Source organism: Devosia sp. P2_G7 (assembly GCF_056403495.1).
In genome coordinates, this window is record NZ_JBFUFI010000011.1 from 162,963 (window position 1) to 178,507 (window position 15,545).

General features: G+C 65.6%; 14 protein-coding genes. 6 read left to right on the top strand and 8 right to left on the bottom strand.

What is annotated here, in order from left to right; all coding sequences use genetic code 11:
• Nucleotides 1-257: 257 nt before the first annotated feature.
• Nucleotides 258-818, bottom strand: a complete 561-nt coding sequence (locus AC1DWU_RS17855; RefSeq protein ID WP_477151350.1) for a hypothetical protein — start codon at nucleotides 816-818, stop codon at nucleotides 258-260.
• Nucleotides 819-949: 131 nt separating this feature from the next.
• Nucleotides 950-2,449 (bottom strand): FAD-dependent monooxygenase, encoded by a 1,500-nt coding sequence (locus tag AC1DWU_RS17860; RefSeq protein WP_477151351.1) that lies wholly within the window; start codon nucleotides 2,447-2,449, stop codon nucleotides 950-952.
• Between the two features lie 328 nt (nucleotides 2,450-2,777).
• Between AC1DWU_RS17860 and AC1DWU_RS17865 the strand changes: the two genes are divergently transcribed.
• The 5 genes from AC1DWU_RS17865 (at nucleotide 2,778) to AC1DWU_RS17885 (ending at nucleotide 8,416) form a co-directional block, all read left to right on the top strand.
• Nucleotides 2,778-3,422, top strand: a complete 645-nt coding sequence (locus AC1DWU_RS17865) for a 2'-5' RNA ligase family protein (RefSeq protein ID WP_477151352.1) — start codon at nucleotides 2,778-2,780, stop codon at nucleotides 3,420-3,422.
• Nucleotides 3,423-3,670: 248 nt separating this feature from the next.
• Nucleotides 3,671-5,059 carry a DNA repair protein RadA gene (radA, locus tag AC1DWU_RS17870; RefSeq protein WP_477151353.1) on the top strand — a complete coding sequence of 463 codons (1,389 nt, stop codon included), beginning with the start codon at nucleotides 3,671-3,673 and terminating at the stop codon, nucleotides 5,057-5,059.
• A gap of 124 nt (nucleotides 5,060-5,183) precedes the next feature.
• A complete protein-coding gene (locus tag AC1DWU_RS17875) occupies nucleotides 5,184-5,834 on the top strand; it encodes a CvpA family protein (RefSeq protein WP_477151354.1) in 651 nt (216 codons plus the stop codon).
• A gap of 91 nt (nucleotides 5,835-5,925) precedes the next feature.
• A complete protein-coding gene (gene purF, locus AC1DWU_RS17880; RefSeq protein WP_477151355.1) occupies nucleotides 5,926-7,416 on the top strand; it encodes an amidophosphoribosyltransferase in 1,491 nt (496 codons plus the stop codon).
• A gap of 265 nt (nucleotides 7,417-7,681) precedes the next feature.
• On the top strand, nucleotides 7,682-8,416 hold the full coding sequence (locus AC1DWU_RS17885) for an SDR family NAD(P)-dependent oxidoreductase (RefSeq protein ID WP_477151356.1): 735 nt from the start codon (nucleotides 7,682-7,684) through the stop codon (nucleotides 8,414-8,416).
• Here AC1DWU_RS17885 and AC1DWU_RS17890 read toward each other — a convergent pair.
• From AC1DWU_RS17890 to AC1DWU_RS17905, 4 genes are all read right to left on the bottom strand, one after another.
• The gene (locus tag AC1DWU_RS17890) at nucleotides 8,413-9,675 is read right to left on the bottom strand and encodes a hemolysin family protein (RefSeq protein WP_477151381.1); all 1,263 of its coding nucleotides are present in this window, start codon (nucleotides 9,673-9,675) and stop codon (nucleotides 8,413-8,415) included. The genes AC1DWU_RS17885 and AC1DWU_RS17890 overlap by 4 nt on opposite strands.
• A gap of 153 nt (nucleotides 9,676-9,828) precedes the next feature.
• Nucleotides 9,829-10,230: a hypothetical protein gene (locus AC1DWU_RS17895; RefSeq protein WP_477151357.1), complete on the bottom strand. Its 402-nt coding sequence runs from the start codon at nucleotides 10,228-10,230 to the stop codon at nucleotides 9,829-9,831.
• Between the two features lie 345 nt (nucleotides 10,231-10,575).
• A complete protein-coding gene (der, locus tag AC1DWU_RS17900) occupies nucleotides 10,576-12,009 on the bottom strand; it encodes a ribosome biogenesis GTPase Der (RefSeq protein ID WP_477151358.1) in 1,434 nt (477 codons plus the stop codon).
• Nucleotides 12,010-12,042: 33 nt separating this feature from the next.
• Nucleotides 12,043-12,927 (bottom strand): tetratricopeptide repeat protein, encoded by an 885-nt coding sequence (locus AC1DWU_RS17905; RefSeq protein ID WP_477151359.1) that lies wholly within the window; start codon nucleotides 12,925-12,927, stop codon nucleotides 12,043-12,045.
• Nucleotides 12,928-13,118: 191 nt separating this feature from the next.
• Here AC1DWU_RS17905 and AC1DWU_RS17910 point away from each other — a divergent pair, with 191 nt between their 5' ends.
• The gene (locus AC1DWU_RS17910) at nucleotides 13,119-13,538 is read left to right on the top strand and encodes a L,D-transpeptidase (protein WP_477151360.1); all 420 of its coding nucleotides are present in this window, start codon (nucleotides 13,119-13,121) and stop codon (nucleotides 13,536-13,538) included.
• On the opposite strand, the gene AC1DWU_RS17915 is transcribed toward AC1DWU_RS17910, so the two are convergent.
• Together AC1DWU_RS17915 and guaA are read right to left on the bottom strand one after the other, a co-directional pair.
• Entirely contained in the window at nucleotides 13,535-13,900 is a 366-nt protein-coding gene (locus tag AC1DWU_RS17915) for a YbaN family protein (protein WP_477151382.1), read from the bottom strand. The genes AC1DWU_RS17910 and AC1DWU_RS17915 overlap by 4 nt on opposite strands.
• Nucleotides 13,901-13,974: 74 nt before the next feature.
• Nucleotides 13,975-15,543, bottom strand: coding sequence for a glutamine-hydrolyzing GMP synthase (guaA, locus tag AC1DWU_RS17920; protein ID WP_477151361.1), 1,569 nt, complete (start codon nucleotides 15,541-15,543; stop codon nucleotides 13,975-13,977).
• Between the last annotated feature and the right edge of the window lie 2 nt (nucleotides 15,544-15,545).

A 15,545-nucleotide genomic window follows, 5' to 3' on the forward strand; every position in this document is an offset into this window, starting at 1 on the left:
CGGACGCCAGGAATGGCGCCCGCCTTAATTCTTAATGGAAGTTAACGAAGCTGTCTAGTGTCTAGCTTCTCTTCACAAGCGCAGCGAAGCTAACATTTCTGAATCGGTTCGTCAAGAATGATGAGACAGCGATGTTGTCGCACTGGCGGCGACCTTGTGGGTTCCGCATGAGCGTTTGTTTCGAGCGCCATCGAGGAAGCGAAGCGTCGTTCGCGGCCCGCGGCGATGAGGCTGGGCAGCGCGGCACATACCCGGCACTACGCTGGACGCGCAGCGCCCTCGACTTGGTCGGTCTCGACGACGCGAATATCGGCAGCGCGAAGCTTCTCGAGCACCTGCACCTGCCCGATCAGCGGCCAGGTGTCGAAGCCCAGCAGTTCCAGCGGTCGCCACAGGGAGACGCCGCCGGCGATGGCGAGGCTCTCGCTCACGACCAAGCGGATGTACTCGGGCAGGAACGACATATAGCCGACGGTCGTCGAGAGCAGCACGCAGACGGCCAGCAGCACGAGGCCGATGCGCAAGGCCTCAAACCCCGAGCGACGCAGCATCTTGAGCTGCCACCGGCTCTCCTCGATCTGCTCGTCGCAATATCCCCGGATGGCCAGCCCGACGCTCTCGCCATCCGCGGGGCCAGGCATGGCGAGGGTTACTCTTGGTGGCGGATCGTGCCGGCGGAGGCCGAGATCCTCGACTTCCTCGATCAGCCACTGGATGCCCGGGATTCGAGAGTATCTCCCCTCGTATGGCGCTATCGCCGGCGCCTCGAAGAGGTCGGCCTGCCGCCTGAGCCGCACGGAGATATCTGGAGAATCCATCCGCACCACCATTGATCACGGCGAAGCGTAGGTCGGCGACCTTGTGGGGAGGTTTCGGCGAACGGCGTAAATTCAAGCGAGTTTGGTCGGCGCCAACGGGGTAAGTCCAGCCCCGTCGGCGCCTGCTGCTTCTAGCCGACGGGCGGGCCGAACCAGGTCGTGAGCGCCTCGGCAAGGCCTTGCCGGCCTCCCTCGCCCACCCAGGCGACGTAGCCATCGGGCCGAACCAGCACGGCGGTGGGAGCGCTGACCGCCCCAACCACCGGCAACTCCCACGACCCCGAGTAACTGGCGTCGACCAGTTGGACCCGATCGGCCCACGGCGTGATGTCCAGGTCGCCGGGCGCGCCGAAGTTCAGGAGTACTGGCCTCGCGCCATGCAGAAGGCTGAACACCCGAAGCGGGCCGCCAAAGGTGACGATATCGAGGTCGGGCATGCGACGGCCGAGCAGCGGATGGCCCTCGCCGAGGTCGTAGTGAATCCCCAGCCCCGTCAGCATTCCGGCGAAGCGCAGCCGCGGCTCCTCCATGCCGAGCAGTTCGGCCATGGTGTCGCGCACCGCCTTCGTCCGATCGTCCTCACGGCGCAGCGCGACCGAGGCCATGGTGTGCTGCAGCACGCGTGCACCCACCGGGTGACGTTCGGCGTGATAGGTGTCGAGCAGGGTTTCAAGCGAGGTCCCCCTGATCACCTGGGCCAGCTTCCATCCGAGATTGACCGCATCCTGCACGCCGGTCTGGAGACCCTGTCCACCATCGGGCGGATGAATGTGCGCGGCATCGCCCGCGACCAATACCCGTCCCTTCCGGTAGGAAGCGGCCTGCCGGGCCGCATCGGTGAACCGGCTGATCGAGGTGGGACTGTGGATCCCGTAATCGGTGCCATAGACGGCAATGAGCGCCTCCTTGAGATCGTCCAGGGTCGGCTCACCCGCCTCCCCCAGCTGCCGCTCGGTCACCATGACGCCGACCGGCCCTTCATCCGCATAGACGATCTTTCCATCGCGGATCTGGTAGTTCACCCGGCCGATGGAGTGGAGGCCGATGGCATCGCGGCGGATGCCCCATTCCGGCGGCAGCTCGGCAAGCTCGGCCTGCGCAATCAGATTGCTGACGGTGGGATCCGATCCGGGGAATTCGATGCCCGCCGCCTTGCGCACGACACTGCGCCCGCCGTCGCAGCCCACGAGATAATCCGCCCGCAGCGACCGGCCATCGCTGAGCGCGACGTCCACGCCGGTGTCGTCCTGCGTGCAGCCGGTCACCTCGACGCCGCGATAGTTCGTCACCGCCAGCTCGCCGACCCAGCCGCCGAGGATGCGCTCGATATGCTTCTGCCAGAGCCCGAGCGTGTAAGGGTGGCGTGTCGGGAAGGCGCTGATGTCGAGCATGACCCCGGCAAACCCGGTCACTTGCACCTCCTGTCCCTCGGCGAGAAACCGCTCGACAATGCCGCGCTGATCCAGCACCTCGAGAGTCCGGGCGTGCAGCCCCCCTGCCCGCGAACCAAGCACATCCTGGTCCAGACGCCGCTCGACGATGGCGACATCGACGCCGGCCAGCGCCAGTTCACCCGCCAGCATCATCCCCGTCGGACCGCCTCCGGCGATTACCACTGCGTGCTGTGTCATCCCTCGCTCCTGTTGCTTTGGCCAAGGGCTGCGGAACTTACGCAGAAGTCGACGATTGCCAATTCTTGAACTGAACTTATTTCACCCCAGATAAGGATTACCGGGCCGGCTGTGTTCGCCCGATGAACTCGCGCATGAGCGAGGCAGCAGATCGGGCGCCACGACGTAAGCCTCCCTCACAAACGAGGGATGACGTCGCGAAAGCGCCGAGGTCGGAAGTCCGTGCAGGAGCAGCACGGCGGGCATCAAGGCCTATGTTCCTGTTTTGTTCTTGACTCGCGTTTTGCCTCAATGGTTCCTTGCTTCTCCCTAAACGGAGGACCATGAGATGACCGATCTGCCGCAGCTGTCGATGTTTGCCAGCGAAACCCGGCCGTTCAAATCCATCAAGGTGCCACCGCGGCAGGGCCGCGACCCGGTGTTTTTCGCTGTGCTGGTGGGCGGCAGGCTGCGGCCGGCGCTGCAGGCCATCGTCACCGATCAGCAGCGGCTGCACGGCATTTCGGCCGCGCTGCTGCCGGCGACGACGCTCCACATTTCACTGGTCGGCGTCGGCTTCTACCAGGAGCTGTCGGGGCCGGATCTCGCGACCGCAATGGCGACCGGCGACTCGATCGGCTTCACGCCGTTCGACATCGCCTTGACCAAATTGATGAGCTTCAAACGCCGCGTCGGCGCGCCACCGATGGTGCTGACGCCCGGATCAGATACGCCACTGGTCGACCTGTCACGCCTGCTGCGCTGGGGCATTCTTGAGCGCGGCTTCGAGGCCCGCTCGGACCCGAGCGAGGCCTTCCACCTCACCCTCCTGTACGACCGCGTCAGCGCCCCCGAAACGGTGCTCGAACACCCGCCAACCCTGCGCGTCGAGGGCTTCGCGCTGGTGCGGAGCTTCTATGGACAAGGCCGATATGAGGTAATCGGAGAGTGGCCAAGGGCCGACCGCGACACGGCAGCGGTTGCTCGCCCCTGATCACTCCCGATCCCTCGACCGGCACCACAGGTGCCGAACACTCGATGCGGCACCTCCTCCTCTGACGGGGGAGGATGGCTGGAGGTGAGCGGCGCCACGACGCCGAGATTTTTGAAGATCGCGACCCCGCTCGACCACCGCGCATCCGGAAGCCGCTGGCTGTCGGATGTCTCGGCACCATCGTTCACTCTTCGTTCTTGCCTTCGCGCCGATACTCCGCTACCTCTCATCGCCTATCGGGGCATCTCATGGCGCGTACCAAAACCTCCTATGTCTGCCAGGCCTGCGGCGCGGCAACCACACGCTGGCAGGGGCGGTGCGAAGCGTGCGGCGAGTGGAACACCATCGTCGAGGAGATCGTCGATTCCGGCGTCGGCGCCGGGCCGAAATCGGCAGTTGCCGGCGGGCGCCCGATCGCGCTGCTGCCGCTGGCCGGTGAAACCGAGACCGCGGCACGCGTCGTCACCGGCATCGGTGAGCTCGACCGGGTCACCGGCGGCGGCTTCGTGATGGGCTCCGCGGTCCTCGTCGGTGGCGACCCGGGCATCGGCAAATCCACGCTGCTGCTGCAGGCCGCCGCGGCGATGGCCGAGCGTGGCCGGCGCGTCGTCTATGTCTCGGGCGAAGAAGCAGTGGCGCAGATTCGGCTCCGCGCGCAGCGGCTGGGGCTGGGCGATCGCGAAGTGCTGCTGGCGTCCGAAACCAATGTCGAGATCATCCTCGCCACGCTGCAGAACGGCCCTGCCCCCGACCTCGTAATCATCGATTCGATCCAGACGCTGTGGACCGACCGGGTCGAGAGCGCGCCCGGCACGGTGACGCAGGTGCGCACCTCGGCGCAGGCGCTGACGCGCTTTGCCAAGAAATCCGGCGCCGCCGTCGTGCTGGTCGGCCATGTCACCAAGGACGGGCAGATCGCCGGTCCGCGCGTCGTCGAGCACCTCGTCGATGCGGTGCTGTATTTCGAAGGCGATGCCAGCCACACCTTCCGCATCCTGCGCGGCATGAAGAATCGCTACGGCGCCACCGACGAGATCGGAGTGTTCGAGATGTCGACGCTCGGCCTGCGCGAAGTCGCCAACCCGTCCGCCCTGTTCCTCGACCAGCGCGACAAGGACGCGGCAGGCTCCGCGGTGTTCGCCGGCATGGAAGGGACGCGCCCGGTGCTGTGCGAAATCCAGGCGCTGGTCTCGCCCTCGCCGCTCGGTACACCACGCCGTGCCGTCATCGGCTGGGACTCGTCGCGGCTGTCGATGGTGCTCGCCGTGCTCGAAACGCGCTGCGGTGTGCGGATCGGCGCCAACGATATCTATCTCAACGTCGCGGGTGGGCTGAAGATCAACGAAACCGCGGCTGACCTCGCGGTGGCGGCGGCGCTGATTTCCTCGCTCACCGGCTCGCCGCTGCCCTCGAGCAATGTCTATTTCGGCGAGATCTCGCTGGCCGGCGGCGTGCGGCCGGTGGCGCATGCGGCGCAGCGGCTGCGCGAGGCGCAAAAGCTCGGGTTTCAAGGCGCGGTGACCGGCCGGCTGGGCAAGGGCGACGTGCCCAGCGGCATCGCCGTGGGCGAATATGCCGAGCTTGCCGAGCTCATCGGACGCATCGCCGCTCGCGGCCAGAAGCAGGCGGCGGAGTAGCGGTTTGGCCACGCTTCGTGCTTTCCGTGAAGATCGGCTATGCGGCGCTTCCTCGACGCTTGGCTTTGCCACGATTAGCGGTTACACGGGATTTTGAAGCGGGTCGCACGGGCGGATTTTCTACATGTTGACTGCATTTGACGTCGGCATCGGCGTTCTCGTCCTGATCTCGGCGATCCTGGCTACGGCCCGTGGCTTCACGCGGGAAGTGCTGTCGCTCGCCACCTGGGCGGGCTCCGCGGCCATCGCCGCCTATGCCTATTTCAACCACAAGGAAATCGCGCGCGGCTACATCGCCGAGCCGATCGTGGCCGACATCGTGACGGTGCTCGGCACCTTCATCGTGGCGCTGATCATCCTCCATCTCATCACTATGCGGATCGCCGATTTCGTCGTCGACAGCCGCATCGGGCCGCTCGATCGCACGCTGGGCTTCATCTTCGGCGTCGCCCGCGGCGTGCTGATCGCCGTCATCGTAGTGATCTTCGGGCTGTGGCTGATGCCGTCGAACCTGCCGTCCTGGGCGGCCGAATCGCGCTCGCTCCCGATCCTCAAGAATTTCGGCGATAGCCTCATCAGCCTGTTGCCGCCCGACCTCGAAAAGCAGGTCACCGATATCCTGCAGCGTGGCGCCGGCGGCGGCACAGGCGATGACACCTCGCCCGACGATGTGCCGACGCCCGATGCCGACGTGCCCAATGAAGAGGGCACGGACCAGCTGGAAAACGACGCGCCGCTCGAGCCGCCCGCCGATGGGGCTGCGACCAACACCTGATGAATTTCGGGTGAGCGCATTGCATATCTGTGACCGGGGCCGCATTTGCGGTCCCGTCTTCTTTGGCCCGCTCTGAACCCGAGGTGCCCACTTGACCCAAAACGCCAAGCCGATCGCGGAATGGGACCATGATACGCTACGCGAGGAGTGCGGCGTGTTCGGCATCCTCGGCCATCCGGAAGCCGCCACGCTTACCGCGCTCGGGCTGCATGCCCTGCAGCATCGCGGCCAGGAAGCAGCTGGTATCGTCAGCTTCGACGGCAAGCAGTTCCACTCCGAACGCCAACTGGGCCTCGTCGGCGATCACTTCACCGATCCCGCGACCGTCGGCCGCCTCCCCGGCCACCTTGCCATGGGTCATGTGCGCTACTCGACGACCGGCGAAACGATCCTCCGCAACGTGCAGCCGCTATTCGCCGAACTGGAAGTCGGCGGCATCGCCATCGCCCACAACGGCAACTTCACCAACGGCCTGACGCTGCGCCGCCAGCTGATCGCGCAGGGCGCTATCTGCCAGTCGACCTCGGACACCGAGGTGGTGCTCCACCTCATTGCCCGCTCCAAGAAAGCTGCCTCGTCCGACCGCTTCGTCGATGCGCTGATGCACCTCGAAGGCGCCTTCTCGCTGGTCGCCATGACCCGCACCAAGCTGATCGGCGCTCGCGACGCCAACGGCATCCGCCCGCTGGTCCTCGGCGATCTCGACGGCAAGCCGATCTTTGCGTCCGAGACCTGCGCGCTCGATATCATCGGCGCCAAGTTCGTGCGCGATGTCGAGAACGGCGAGGTGGTGATCTGCGAAATCCAGCCGGATGGCCGCATCACCATCGACTCGGTGAAGCCGTTCGCGCCCAAGCCCGAGCGGATCTGCCTGTTCGAATATGTCTACTTCGCCCGGCCGGACTCCATCGTCGCCGGCCGCCCGGTCTATTCGGCGCGCAAGCGCATGGGCATCAACCTCGCCAAGGAAGCGCCGGTCGAGGCCGACGTGGTGGTGCCGGTGCCCGATGGCGGCACCCCCGCAGCGATCGGCTTTGCGCAGGCGAGCGGCATCCCGTTCGAGCTCGGCATCATCCGCAACCACTATGTGGGCCGCACCTTCATCGAGCCGACGCAGTCGATCCGCGCCTTCGGCGTCAAGCTCAAGCACTCGGCCAACCGCGCCGAGATCGAGGGCAAGCGCGTCGTGCTGATCGACGATTCGATCGTGCGCGGCACCACCTCGGTGAAGATCGTGCAGATGATCCGCGAAGCCGGCGCCAAGGAAGTGCACATCCGCGTCGCCAGCCCGATGATCTTTCACTCCGACTATTACGGCATCGACACGCCGGACCCGGAAAACCTGCTCGCCAACCAGCATCCCGACCTCGAGTCGATGTGCCGGTTCATCGGCGCGGATTCGCTGGCGTTCCTCTCGATCGATGGGCTCTACGACGCGGTCGGCGGGGTGAAGCGCAATCCGCTCAGCCCGCAGTTCACCGACCACCACTTCACCGGCGACTATCCGACCATGCTCACCGACCTCAACGGCCGCAGCAAGAACGACCCCAAGACGCTGTCGCTGATGAAGGAAGCGAGCTGAGGCCTTCTACAAGGCCCATGTGTCTCGTTTGCTGATCCAGTCGTAAAGATCCACCACCCCTGTCCCCTCCCCTCAAGGGGGAGGGAGACGCCTACACTGACATCGGTGTTTTGGTCTCCCTCCCCCTTGCGGGGAGGGGACAGGGGTGGGGGCTCTTGCCGCACTGGCTTGACGGGACCATCCGCCGCACCGCCGCCGGAAATTCTACTTTCGCCACGACGCCCCTGTGTTTAGAACCGCGCCGAAGCCAACGGAACCCGCACGCATGACCACCAACTCCCTCGCCGGCAAGATCGTCCTCGTCACCGGCGCGTCGCGCGGTATTGGCTATCATGCCGCGCTCGAGGCGGGACGGCGCGGCGCGCACGTGATCGCGGTGGCGCGCACGGTGGGTGGGCTCGAAGAACTCGACGACGAGATCCAGAAGGCCGGCAGCTCGACAACGCTGGTGCCGTTCGACCTCAGTGACGGCGACGGCATCGACCGGCTCGGCCACGCCATCTTCGAGCGCTGGGGGCATCTCGATGGGCTCGTCGCCAATGCCGCCATGCTGGGCGAGTTGCGGCCCGTCGCTCATGTCGAGCCCAAGGCGTTCGACAAGCTGATGGCGCTCAACGTCACCTCGAACTACCGGCTGATCCGCTCGCTCGACCTGCTGCTGCGGCAGTCCGAAGCCGGCCGGGCGGTATTCGTCTCAGCCTCGTCGGCGCGCTCGGCGCGGGCCTTCTGGGGCCCCTATGCCGCGAGCAAGGCGGCGGTCGAAGCGCTGGCCAAGAGCTACGCCGCCGAGATCGGCGGCACCACGCCAGTGCGGGTCAATGTGTTCTATCCCGGCGCCGTGCGCACTGCGATGCGCGCCCAGGCGATGCCGGGCGAAGACCCCGACACGCTGCCGCGCCCCGCGGCGCTGGCGCCCAAGCTGATCGACATGATCGAGCCCGGCTTCACCGAGAACCGCATGCTGTTCGACTGGGAAAAGTCGGAACTGACGGCGCTTTAGGGCAGCCGCGTCACCAGCACCTTGTCGATGCGGCGGCCATCGAGGTCCAGCACCTCGAAGCGCCAGTGGCCGCGCTCGAAGGTTTCACCGACATCCGGCAGGTGATTGAGCTCGGCGAGCACGAACCCCGCCACCGTCTCGAACTTGGCGTCCTTCGGAACCGGCACACCCAGGTGCGCCTGGAACTCGTCGACCTGCATCCAGCCCGAAACGAGGAAAGATCCGTCCTCGCGGGTGACATAGGCCTTCTCGTCGCCTTCCTCTTCCTGGAACGCGCCGGTGATCGCCTCGAGGATGTCGCCCGGGGTCACGATGCCTTCGAAATGGCCGTACTCGTCGAACACCAGCGCCATATGCACCAGTGATCCGCGCAGCGCCTTCAGCACGTCGAGGGCGCTCGAACGGTCCATCACCACGGGCGCCTGCTTCACCAGCGTGCGCACGTCGAGCGGCGTGGCGGAGAGCACGTTCTCGACCAGGTCCTTGCGGACGATCACGCCGACGATCGAGTCCACCGCCCCGTCCTGCACCGGCAACACCGAGTGCCGGGTCGCGCGGAGCTTCTCGATCATCTCCTCCTGCGTCTCGCTGAGGTCGATCAGTTCAACATCGAGGCGCGGCGTCATCAGCCCGCGGGCCGAACGATCGGCAAGGCGCATGACGCCCGAAATCATGTGGCGCTCTTCGGTCTCCAGCACGCCCGCATGCTCAGCCTCGGCAATAAGGGTCTTCACCTCTTCGTCGGTGACACGCTCGTCGGTCTCGCCGCTCTGGCCGATCAGGCTCAGCACCAGCCGGCCGGAAATATCGAGCAGCCAGACCAGAGGGGCGGCGACAGAGGCGATGAAGGCCATGGCCGGCGCAACACGCGCCGCAACGCCCTCGGCATCGCGCAGCGCGATCTGCTTGGGCACCAGCTCGCCGATGATCAGCGACAGGTAGGTGATGATGATGACGACGATGCCGACGCCGAGCGGCGCAGCGATCGAGGGGTTGATGCAGGCGCCGATCAGCGTGTCGCCCAGCCGCTCGCCCAGCGTCGCGCCGGAGAAGGCGCCGGAGAGCACGCCGACGAGCGTGATGCCGATCTGCACCGAAGATAGGAACTTGCCTGGGTCCTCCTGCAGCTTCAGCGCCACCTTGGCGCCGCCCTTTCCTTCAGCGGCAAGAACCTTGAGGCGCGCCGGGCGAGACGAGACCACCGCCAGTTCGCTCATTGCAAGCAGGCCGTTGACCAGCGTCAGGACGGCGACAATCAGGATTTCGAGGAACAATGTCGTTTCAAAGTTGCGGCCCCGCACTCAGCATCGGGTCGCTTTGGAGGCGCGGAGTATAGCGAGGATCGGCGAGGGTGCAATGCGGGGTGACGGACTTCCCCACGCAGGGACTGGGGCCCAAGCCAAGGCGGCCCTCTATTCCGTGCGTTCCTCTGGAAGCACGGTCTCAAGCATTTCCCTGATGCCTTCGATCCTCCTATCAGCCCCTCGCTGCATCAGGGTAACTTTTACTAGACAGCCCGCTACCTGCGCCCAGAGGTCACCGCTTTCTACGTCTTCTGTTCCACCCACGACTTCTCTCTTTAGCTGGGTGTAGACAGAGAACCGAGTCTCAGTCTCGCGGATCGGTCCAGACTTAAGGTCGGTCACTCCAGGCGGCGGACTAGCCAACTCCATTGCGACGGCTTCCCGGAGCAGAGGTTTCAGCAGATCAAGATCGCTAGCGAAATCTCTCGCCGCAACTAGCGGTAGCGGTTCAACCAGATGCGAGTAGGTTAGTACCAGCCTTCGATCAGCACTTAAGAATGCAGCATCCAATTTCTGTGCTCGACCTGAGAACGCCGGGCCGATCGCCTCTAGTTCTGTCAATGAGGCCGGGCCAAGCTTCGACAGAGCACCGATCCTTTGAAAGACGACCGGGCGACTGCAACCCCCGATCCATATGCTGTCTTGGTCAGCATACGCCTCGGAGTATCCAAATATGATCGGGATGAGGAGCCAAGTCGCCCACGGAAGTCGTCCGTGACTATTCATACGCCGGTTGTCCAATCGTAGCTTGGTCAAACAACCTTTCATACGAGGGAAGGCGCCGGTCAAGCTAGCTAAGGAGCATTGACGGGTGAAGGACAGCCCCTCAGGGTCAGGCTAGGGCGTGAGCCGGCCCTACTTCTCGCTCTTGTCGAACGGGTTCTTCCCGCCGCGCACCCACAGCCGGATAGGCGTTCCCGGCATGTCGAAGGCGTCGCGCATGCCGTTCACGAGATACCGCTGGTAGGCGTTGGGCAGTGCCTCGGGGCGGCTCGCGAACAGGATGAAGCTTGGCGGCCGGATCTTGGCCTGCGTCATGTAGCGCAGCTTCAGGCGGCGGCCGGAGACGGCCGGAGGCGGATGGCTCTCGGTCATGCCGGCGAGCCAGCGGTTGAGCCGCGCGGTCGAAACGTGGCTGTTCCACTTGGCTTCGATGGCGAAGATCGCCGACATCAGCTTGTCGATGTTACGGCCCTGCAGCCCGGAGATGGTCACCAGCGGGATGCCCTTGAGCTGCGGCAGGTAGCGCTCGAGCTGCTCGCGCAACTCGCTCAGCGCCTTGTTCTTGTCCTCGATCAAGTCCCACTTGTTGACCGCGATCACCAAGGCGCGGCCTTCGCGCTCCACCAGATCGGCTAGGGTCAGGTCCTGCTTTTCGAACGGGATCTGCGCGTCGAGCAGCAGCACGACGACTTCGGCGTACTGGATCGAGCGGAGGGAATCGCCGACCGCCAGCTTTTCGAGCTTCTGTTCGATGCGCGCCTTGCGGCGCATGCCGGCGGTATCGACCAGGTTGATGGTGCGCCCATTGTATTCCCACGGCACGAGGATCGAATCGCGGGTGATGCCGGCCTCGGGGCCGGTCAGCAGCCGTTCTTCGCCGACCATGCGGTTGATCAGCGTCGATTTGCCGGCGTTCGGGCGGCCGATGATGGCGACGTTGAGGAATCGCTTGGGGTCCCAACGCTTGGCCGGCCCCTCTTCGGTCGAGCCGTCGTCGGGCGGCAGGTCGACATCGACCTCCGGCATCAGGTCTTCGGACAGCGCGGCGACGCCGGCGGCCTTCTCGGCGGCTGCATCGACAGCCTTCGAGACGATCGCGTGTAGGTCCGAAAGGCCGAGGCCGTGTTCAGCCGACAGCGCCACGGCCTCGCCGAAGCCGAGGTTGTAGGCTTCGAGCAGGCCAGGATCTGCGGCCTTGCCCTCGGCCTTGTTGGCGATCAGGTGCACGTCCTTGCTGGCTCGGCGCAGCACTTGTGCAAAACGCTCGTCGAGCGGGGTCACCCCTGCCCGCGCGTCGATCATGAAGAGGATCACGTCGGCATCGCGGATGGCGATCTCGGTCTGCTGGCGCATCCGGTCTTCAAGCGAGCCGTCGGTCTTGTCCTCATAGCCGGCGGTGTCGAGCACTTTGAAGCGCAGGTCGGCGATGCGACCCTCGGCTTCGCGGCGGTCGCGGGTCACGCCCGGCGTGTCATCGACGAGCGCGATCTTGCGGCCGACCAGCCGATTGAACAGCGTCGACTTGCCGACATTGGGACGGCCGACAATGGCGACGGTAACGGTCAAGCGAGACCCCAGTACTAGTAGGCCGACGCGAACTTAGTTCGCGGGAGCGGCAGGTGCGTCCGCGGCCGGCGCGGGTTCGGTAGCCGGAGCCATGGCGGGTGCCGCTTCCATTGCCGGGGCGGCTTCCATGGCAGGCGCGGTTTCCGGGGCCGGGGCGGTGTCGAGCGCCGGGCCGTCGCCGACCGATGTTTCCGCGGGGGCAGCAGCGGCGGGATCGACCACGACAGGCGTTTCGGCGGCGGCCGCGTCGGCGACCGGAGCGGCAACGCCCTCGGCGACCAACTGGGCCAGATAGATGTTCAGGCGGCCGCGCAGTTCCTGGCTGGCCTGCGGATCGCTCACCGCATCCTCGAAGCTCTGGCGAGCCCCGGCGAGATCGCCGGCCTTGTACTTGACGAGACCGATCGCCTCGCGCGCGGCATTGCGCATCGGGCTGGTGCCGCTGACGAGACCGCCGACGCGCTGCTCGACCTGGGCGACATCGCCGCCGTCGACGAGCAGGTTGGCGGCGAGAACGAGCGCCAGCTCGCGGACGTGGGCGTTGGATTCGCTGGTCGACAGCGCATCATAGGCGGCAACCGCTTCGGCGGTCTTGCCGCCCTGTGCCAGCAACGCGGCCTCGCGGAAGCGCGCCAGCGTCGGATAGCCGCCATGGCCGGCGGCGATCACGTCGTCGAGCGCCTTCTTCGCAGCGGCGGCATCGGTGCCGTCGGCGAGCGTCAGCGCTGCGTAGAACTGATCCGAGGACTTCGACGAGTTGGAGTTCTGCCACCAGCTCCAGCCCTCGTTGACTGCAACGATGAGCACGATGGCCACGGCTGCGCCGATTACGTAGGGGCCGAAATTGCGCCACAGGCTGCGCATGCGATCGCTGCGCAGTTCCTCGTCGATCTCACGGATGATGTTTTCGTTGGACATGTAGCTCAAGCGGAACGGGGGTCGAATTCGGCCGCACCATAGTGAGGCGACCGCGCGAATGCAAACGCCCTGCGCACCTTGCTCCCAGCGGGTCACGAGCGCGTGAGGGCGCACATGCGAGATGCGATCTTAACAGCTCTGCAACCGGCATAAGCCAAGCTTTCGTCAGCGCCAATGCAGAGTATATCAAGATGTTGCTTCGTGTTTTACTTCTTGTTGCCTGCCTGGTCGTTGCAACGCCAGTCGCCGCCGCCGATGTTTCCATAGTCATCGATATCTCTGATCAGCATATGCGCGTCCTGGTAGGGGGCGAGCCGACCTACAGTTTCGACGTTTCCACCGGCCGCAAGGGCTATGCCACGCCCAAAGGGCGCTATGGCGTGCAGCGGATGTACAAGAAATACCACTCCAAGAAATACGACTGGGCCCCGATGCCCTACTCGATCTTCTTTCACGGCGGCTACGCCATCCACGGCACCAGCGAGGTCAAGCGCCTCGGCCGCGCCGCCTCGCACGGCTGCGTGCGGCTCTCCACCGAGAATGCCCGCCAACTCTACCGCCTGGTGCAGGAGCATGGCAGCGGCAATGTGAGTATCCGGGTGAAAGGCTAGTTCGACGGCTCTGGCCTCGACAGCACGTACCACGCGCAGCCGGCGAAAATCGCCAGCACGCACAGGTTCAGCAGCAGGCCAGGCCGCGCGCCGATGAGGAAGGCCGTGTAGCCGAGCACCATGCCGATCGCGGCCAGCACCTTGGCGCGGCGCGGAATAGCGCGCTCGGTCCGCCAGGCGACGATCATCGGGCCAAAGCGCTGGTGCCGAAGCAGCCAGTTCTCGAGCCGAGCCGAAGAACGCGCGAAGCAGCCGGCGGCGAGAATGACGAAGATGGTGGTCGGCATCAGCGGCAGGAACGCACCGATGATGCCCAGCGCGAGCAGCAGGAAGCCGGCGGCGAGGTAGGCCAGGCGCACCATGCGAGAGCTATGGACGGACGACGCTGCCCGGGCCGGCGGCGAGCCAGCCTCGACGATTTCCTCGGGTTCCGGGATTACTCCCACTCGATCGTGCCGGGCGGCTTCGACGTCACGTCGTAGACCACCCGGTTGATGCCGCGCACTTCGTTGATGATGCGGGTGGCGGCGCGGCCGAGGAAGTTCATGTCATAGGGGAAGAAGTCCGCCGTCATGCCGTCGACCGAGGTCACGGCGCGGAGCGCGCAGACGAACTCGTAGGTGCGGCCGTCGCCCATCACGCCGACGGTCTGCACCGGCAGCAGTACGGCGAAGGCCTGCCAGATCTTGTCGTAGAGCCCGGCCTTGCGGATCTCGTCGAGGTAGATGGCGTCGGCACGGCGGAGGATATCGAGCTTCTCGCGTGTCACGCCGCCCGGCAGGCGGATGGCGAGGCCGGGGCCAGGGAACGGATGGCGGCCGACGAAGCGATCGGGCAGGCCGAGCTCACGGCCCAGCGCCCGGACTTCGTCCTTGAACAGCTCGCGCAGCGGCTCTACCAGCTGCATGTTCATGCGCGCCGGCAGGCCACCGACATTGTGGTGCGACTTGATGGTGACCGAGGGGCCGCCCGAGAAGCTGACGCTCTCGATGACATCAGGATAGAGCGTGCCCTGCGCCAGGAACTGCGCGCCGCCGATGCGCTTGGCCTCTTCCTCGAACACCTCGATGAACAGTCGCCCGATGGTCTTGCGCTTGGTCTCCGGGTCCGACTCGCCCTCGAGCGCGCCGATGAATTTGTCAGCGGCATCAACATGCACGAGCGGAATGTTGTAGTGATCGCGGAACATCGAGACGACTTCGTCGGCCTCGTTCATCCGCATCAGGCCGTGGTCGACGAACACGCAGGTGAGCTGCTCGCCGATCGCCTCGTGGATCAGGATCGCCGCCACCGAGCTATCGACGCCGCCCGAGAGCGCGCAGATCACCCTGCCCTTGCCGACCTGGGCGCGGATCTTGTCGACGGCGCGCTGGCGATAGGCCGACATGGTCCAGTCGGACTTCAGGCCCACGATGTTGTGCACGAAGTTGGCGAGGAGTTTGCCGCCATCCGGCGTGTGCACCACCTCGGGGTGGAACATCGTGGTGTAGTAGCGCTTGCGCTCATTGACCGCGATGGCGAACGGGGCGTTCTCGGAGGTGCCGACAACGGTAAAGCCCTCGGGTAGCTCGGTGACGCGATCGCCGTGGCTCATCCACACCGGATAGCGCCCGCCGACCTGCCACAGCCCGTCGAACAGCGGGCTCGGCTCCTTGATCTCGACATCGGCCCGGCCGAACTCGCGGGCGTGGCCGCCTTCCACCTTGCCGCCCTGCTGCAGCGCCAGCGTCTGCTGGCCGTAGCAGATGGCGAGGATCGGCACGCCACTGTCGAACACTTCCTGCGGCGCCCGGGGGCTGCCCTCGTCGGTCACCGAGGCGGGACCGCCCGAGAAGATCACGCCCTTGGGCTGCAGCCGGGCGAAAGCCTCGGCGGCGCTCTGGAACGGATGGATCTCGCAGTAGACGCCGGTCTCGCGCAGGCGGCGCGCGATCAGCTGGGTCACCTGGGACCCGAAATCGATGATGAGGATGGACTCGGCGGGGGCGGCGGCGATGTCTGTCATGG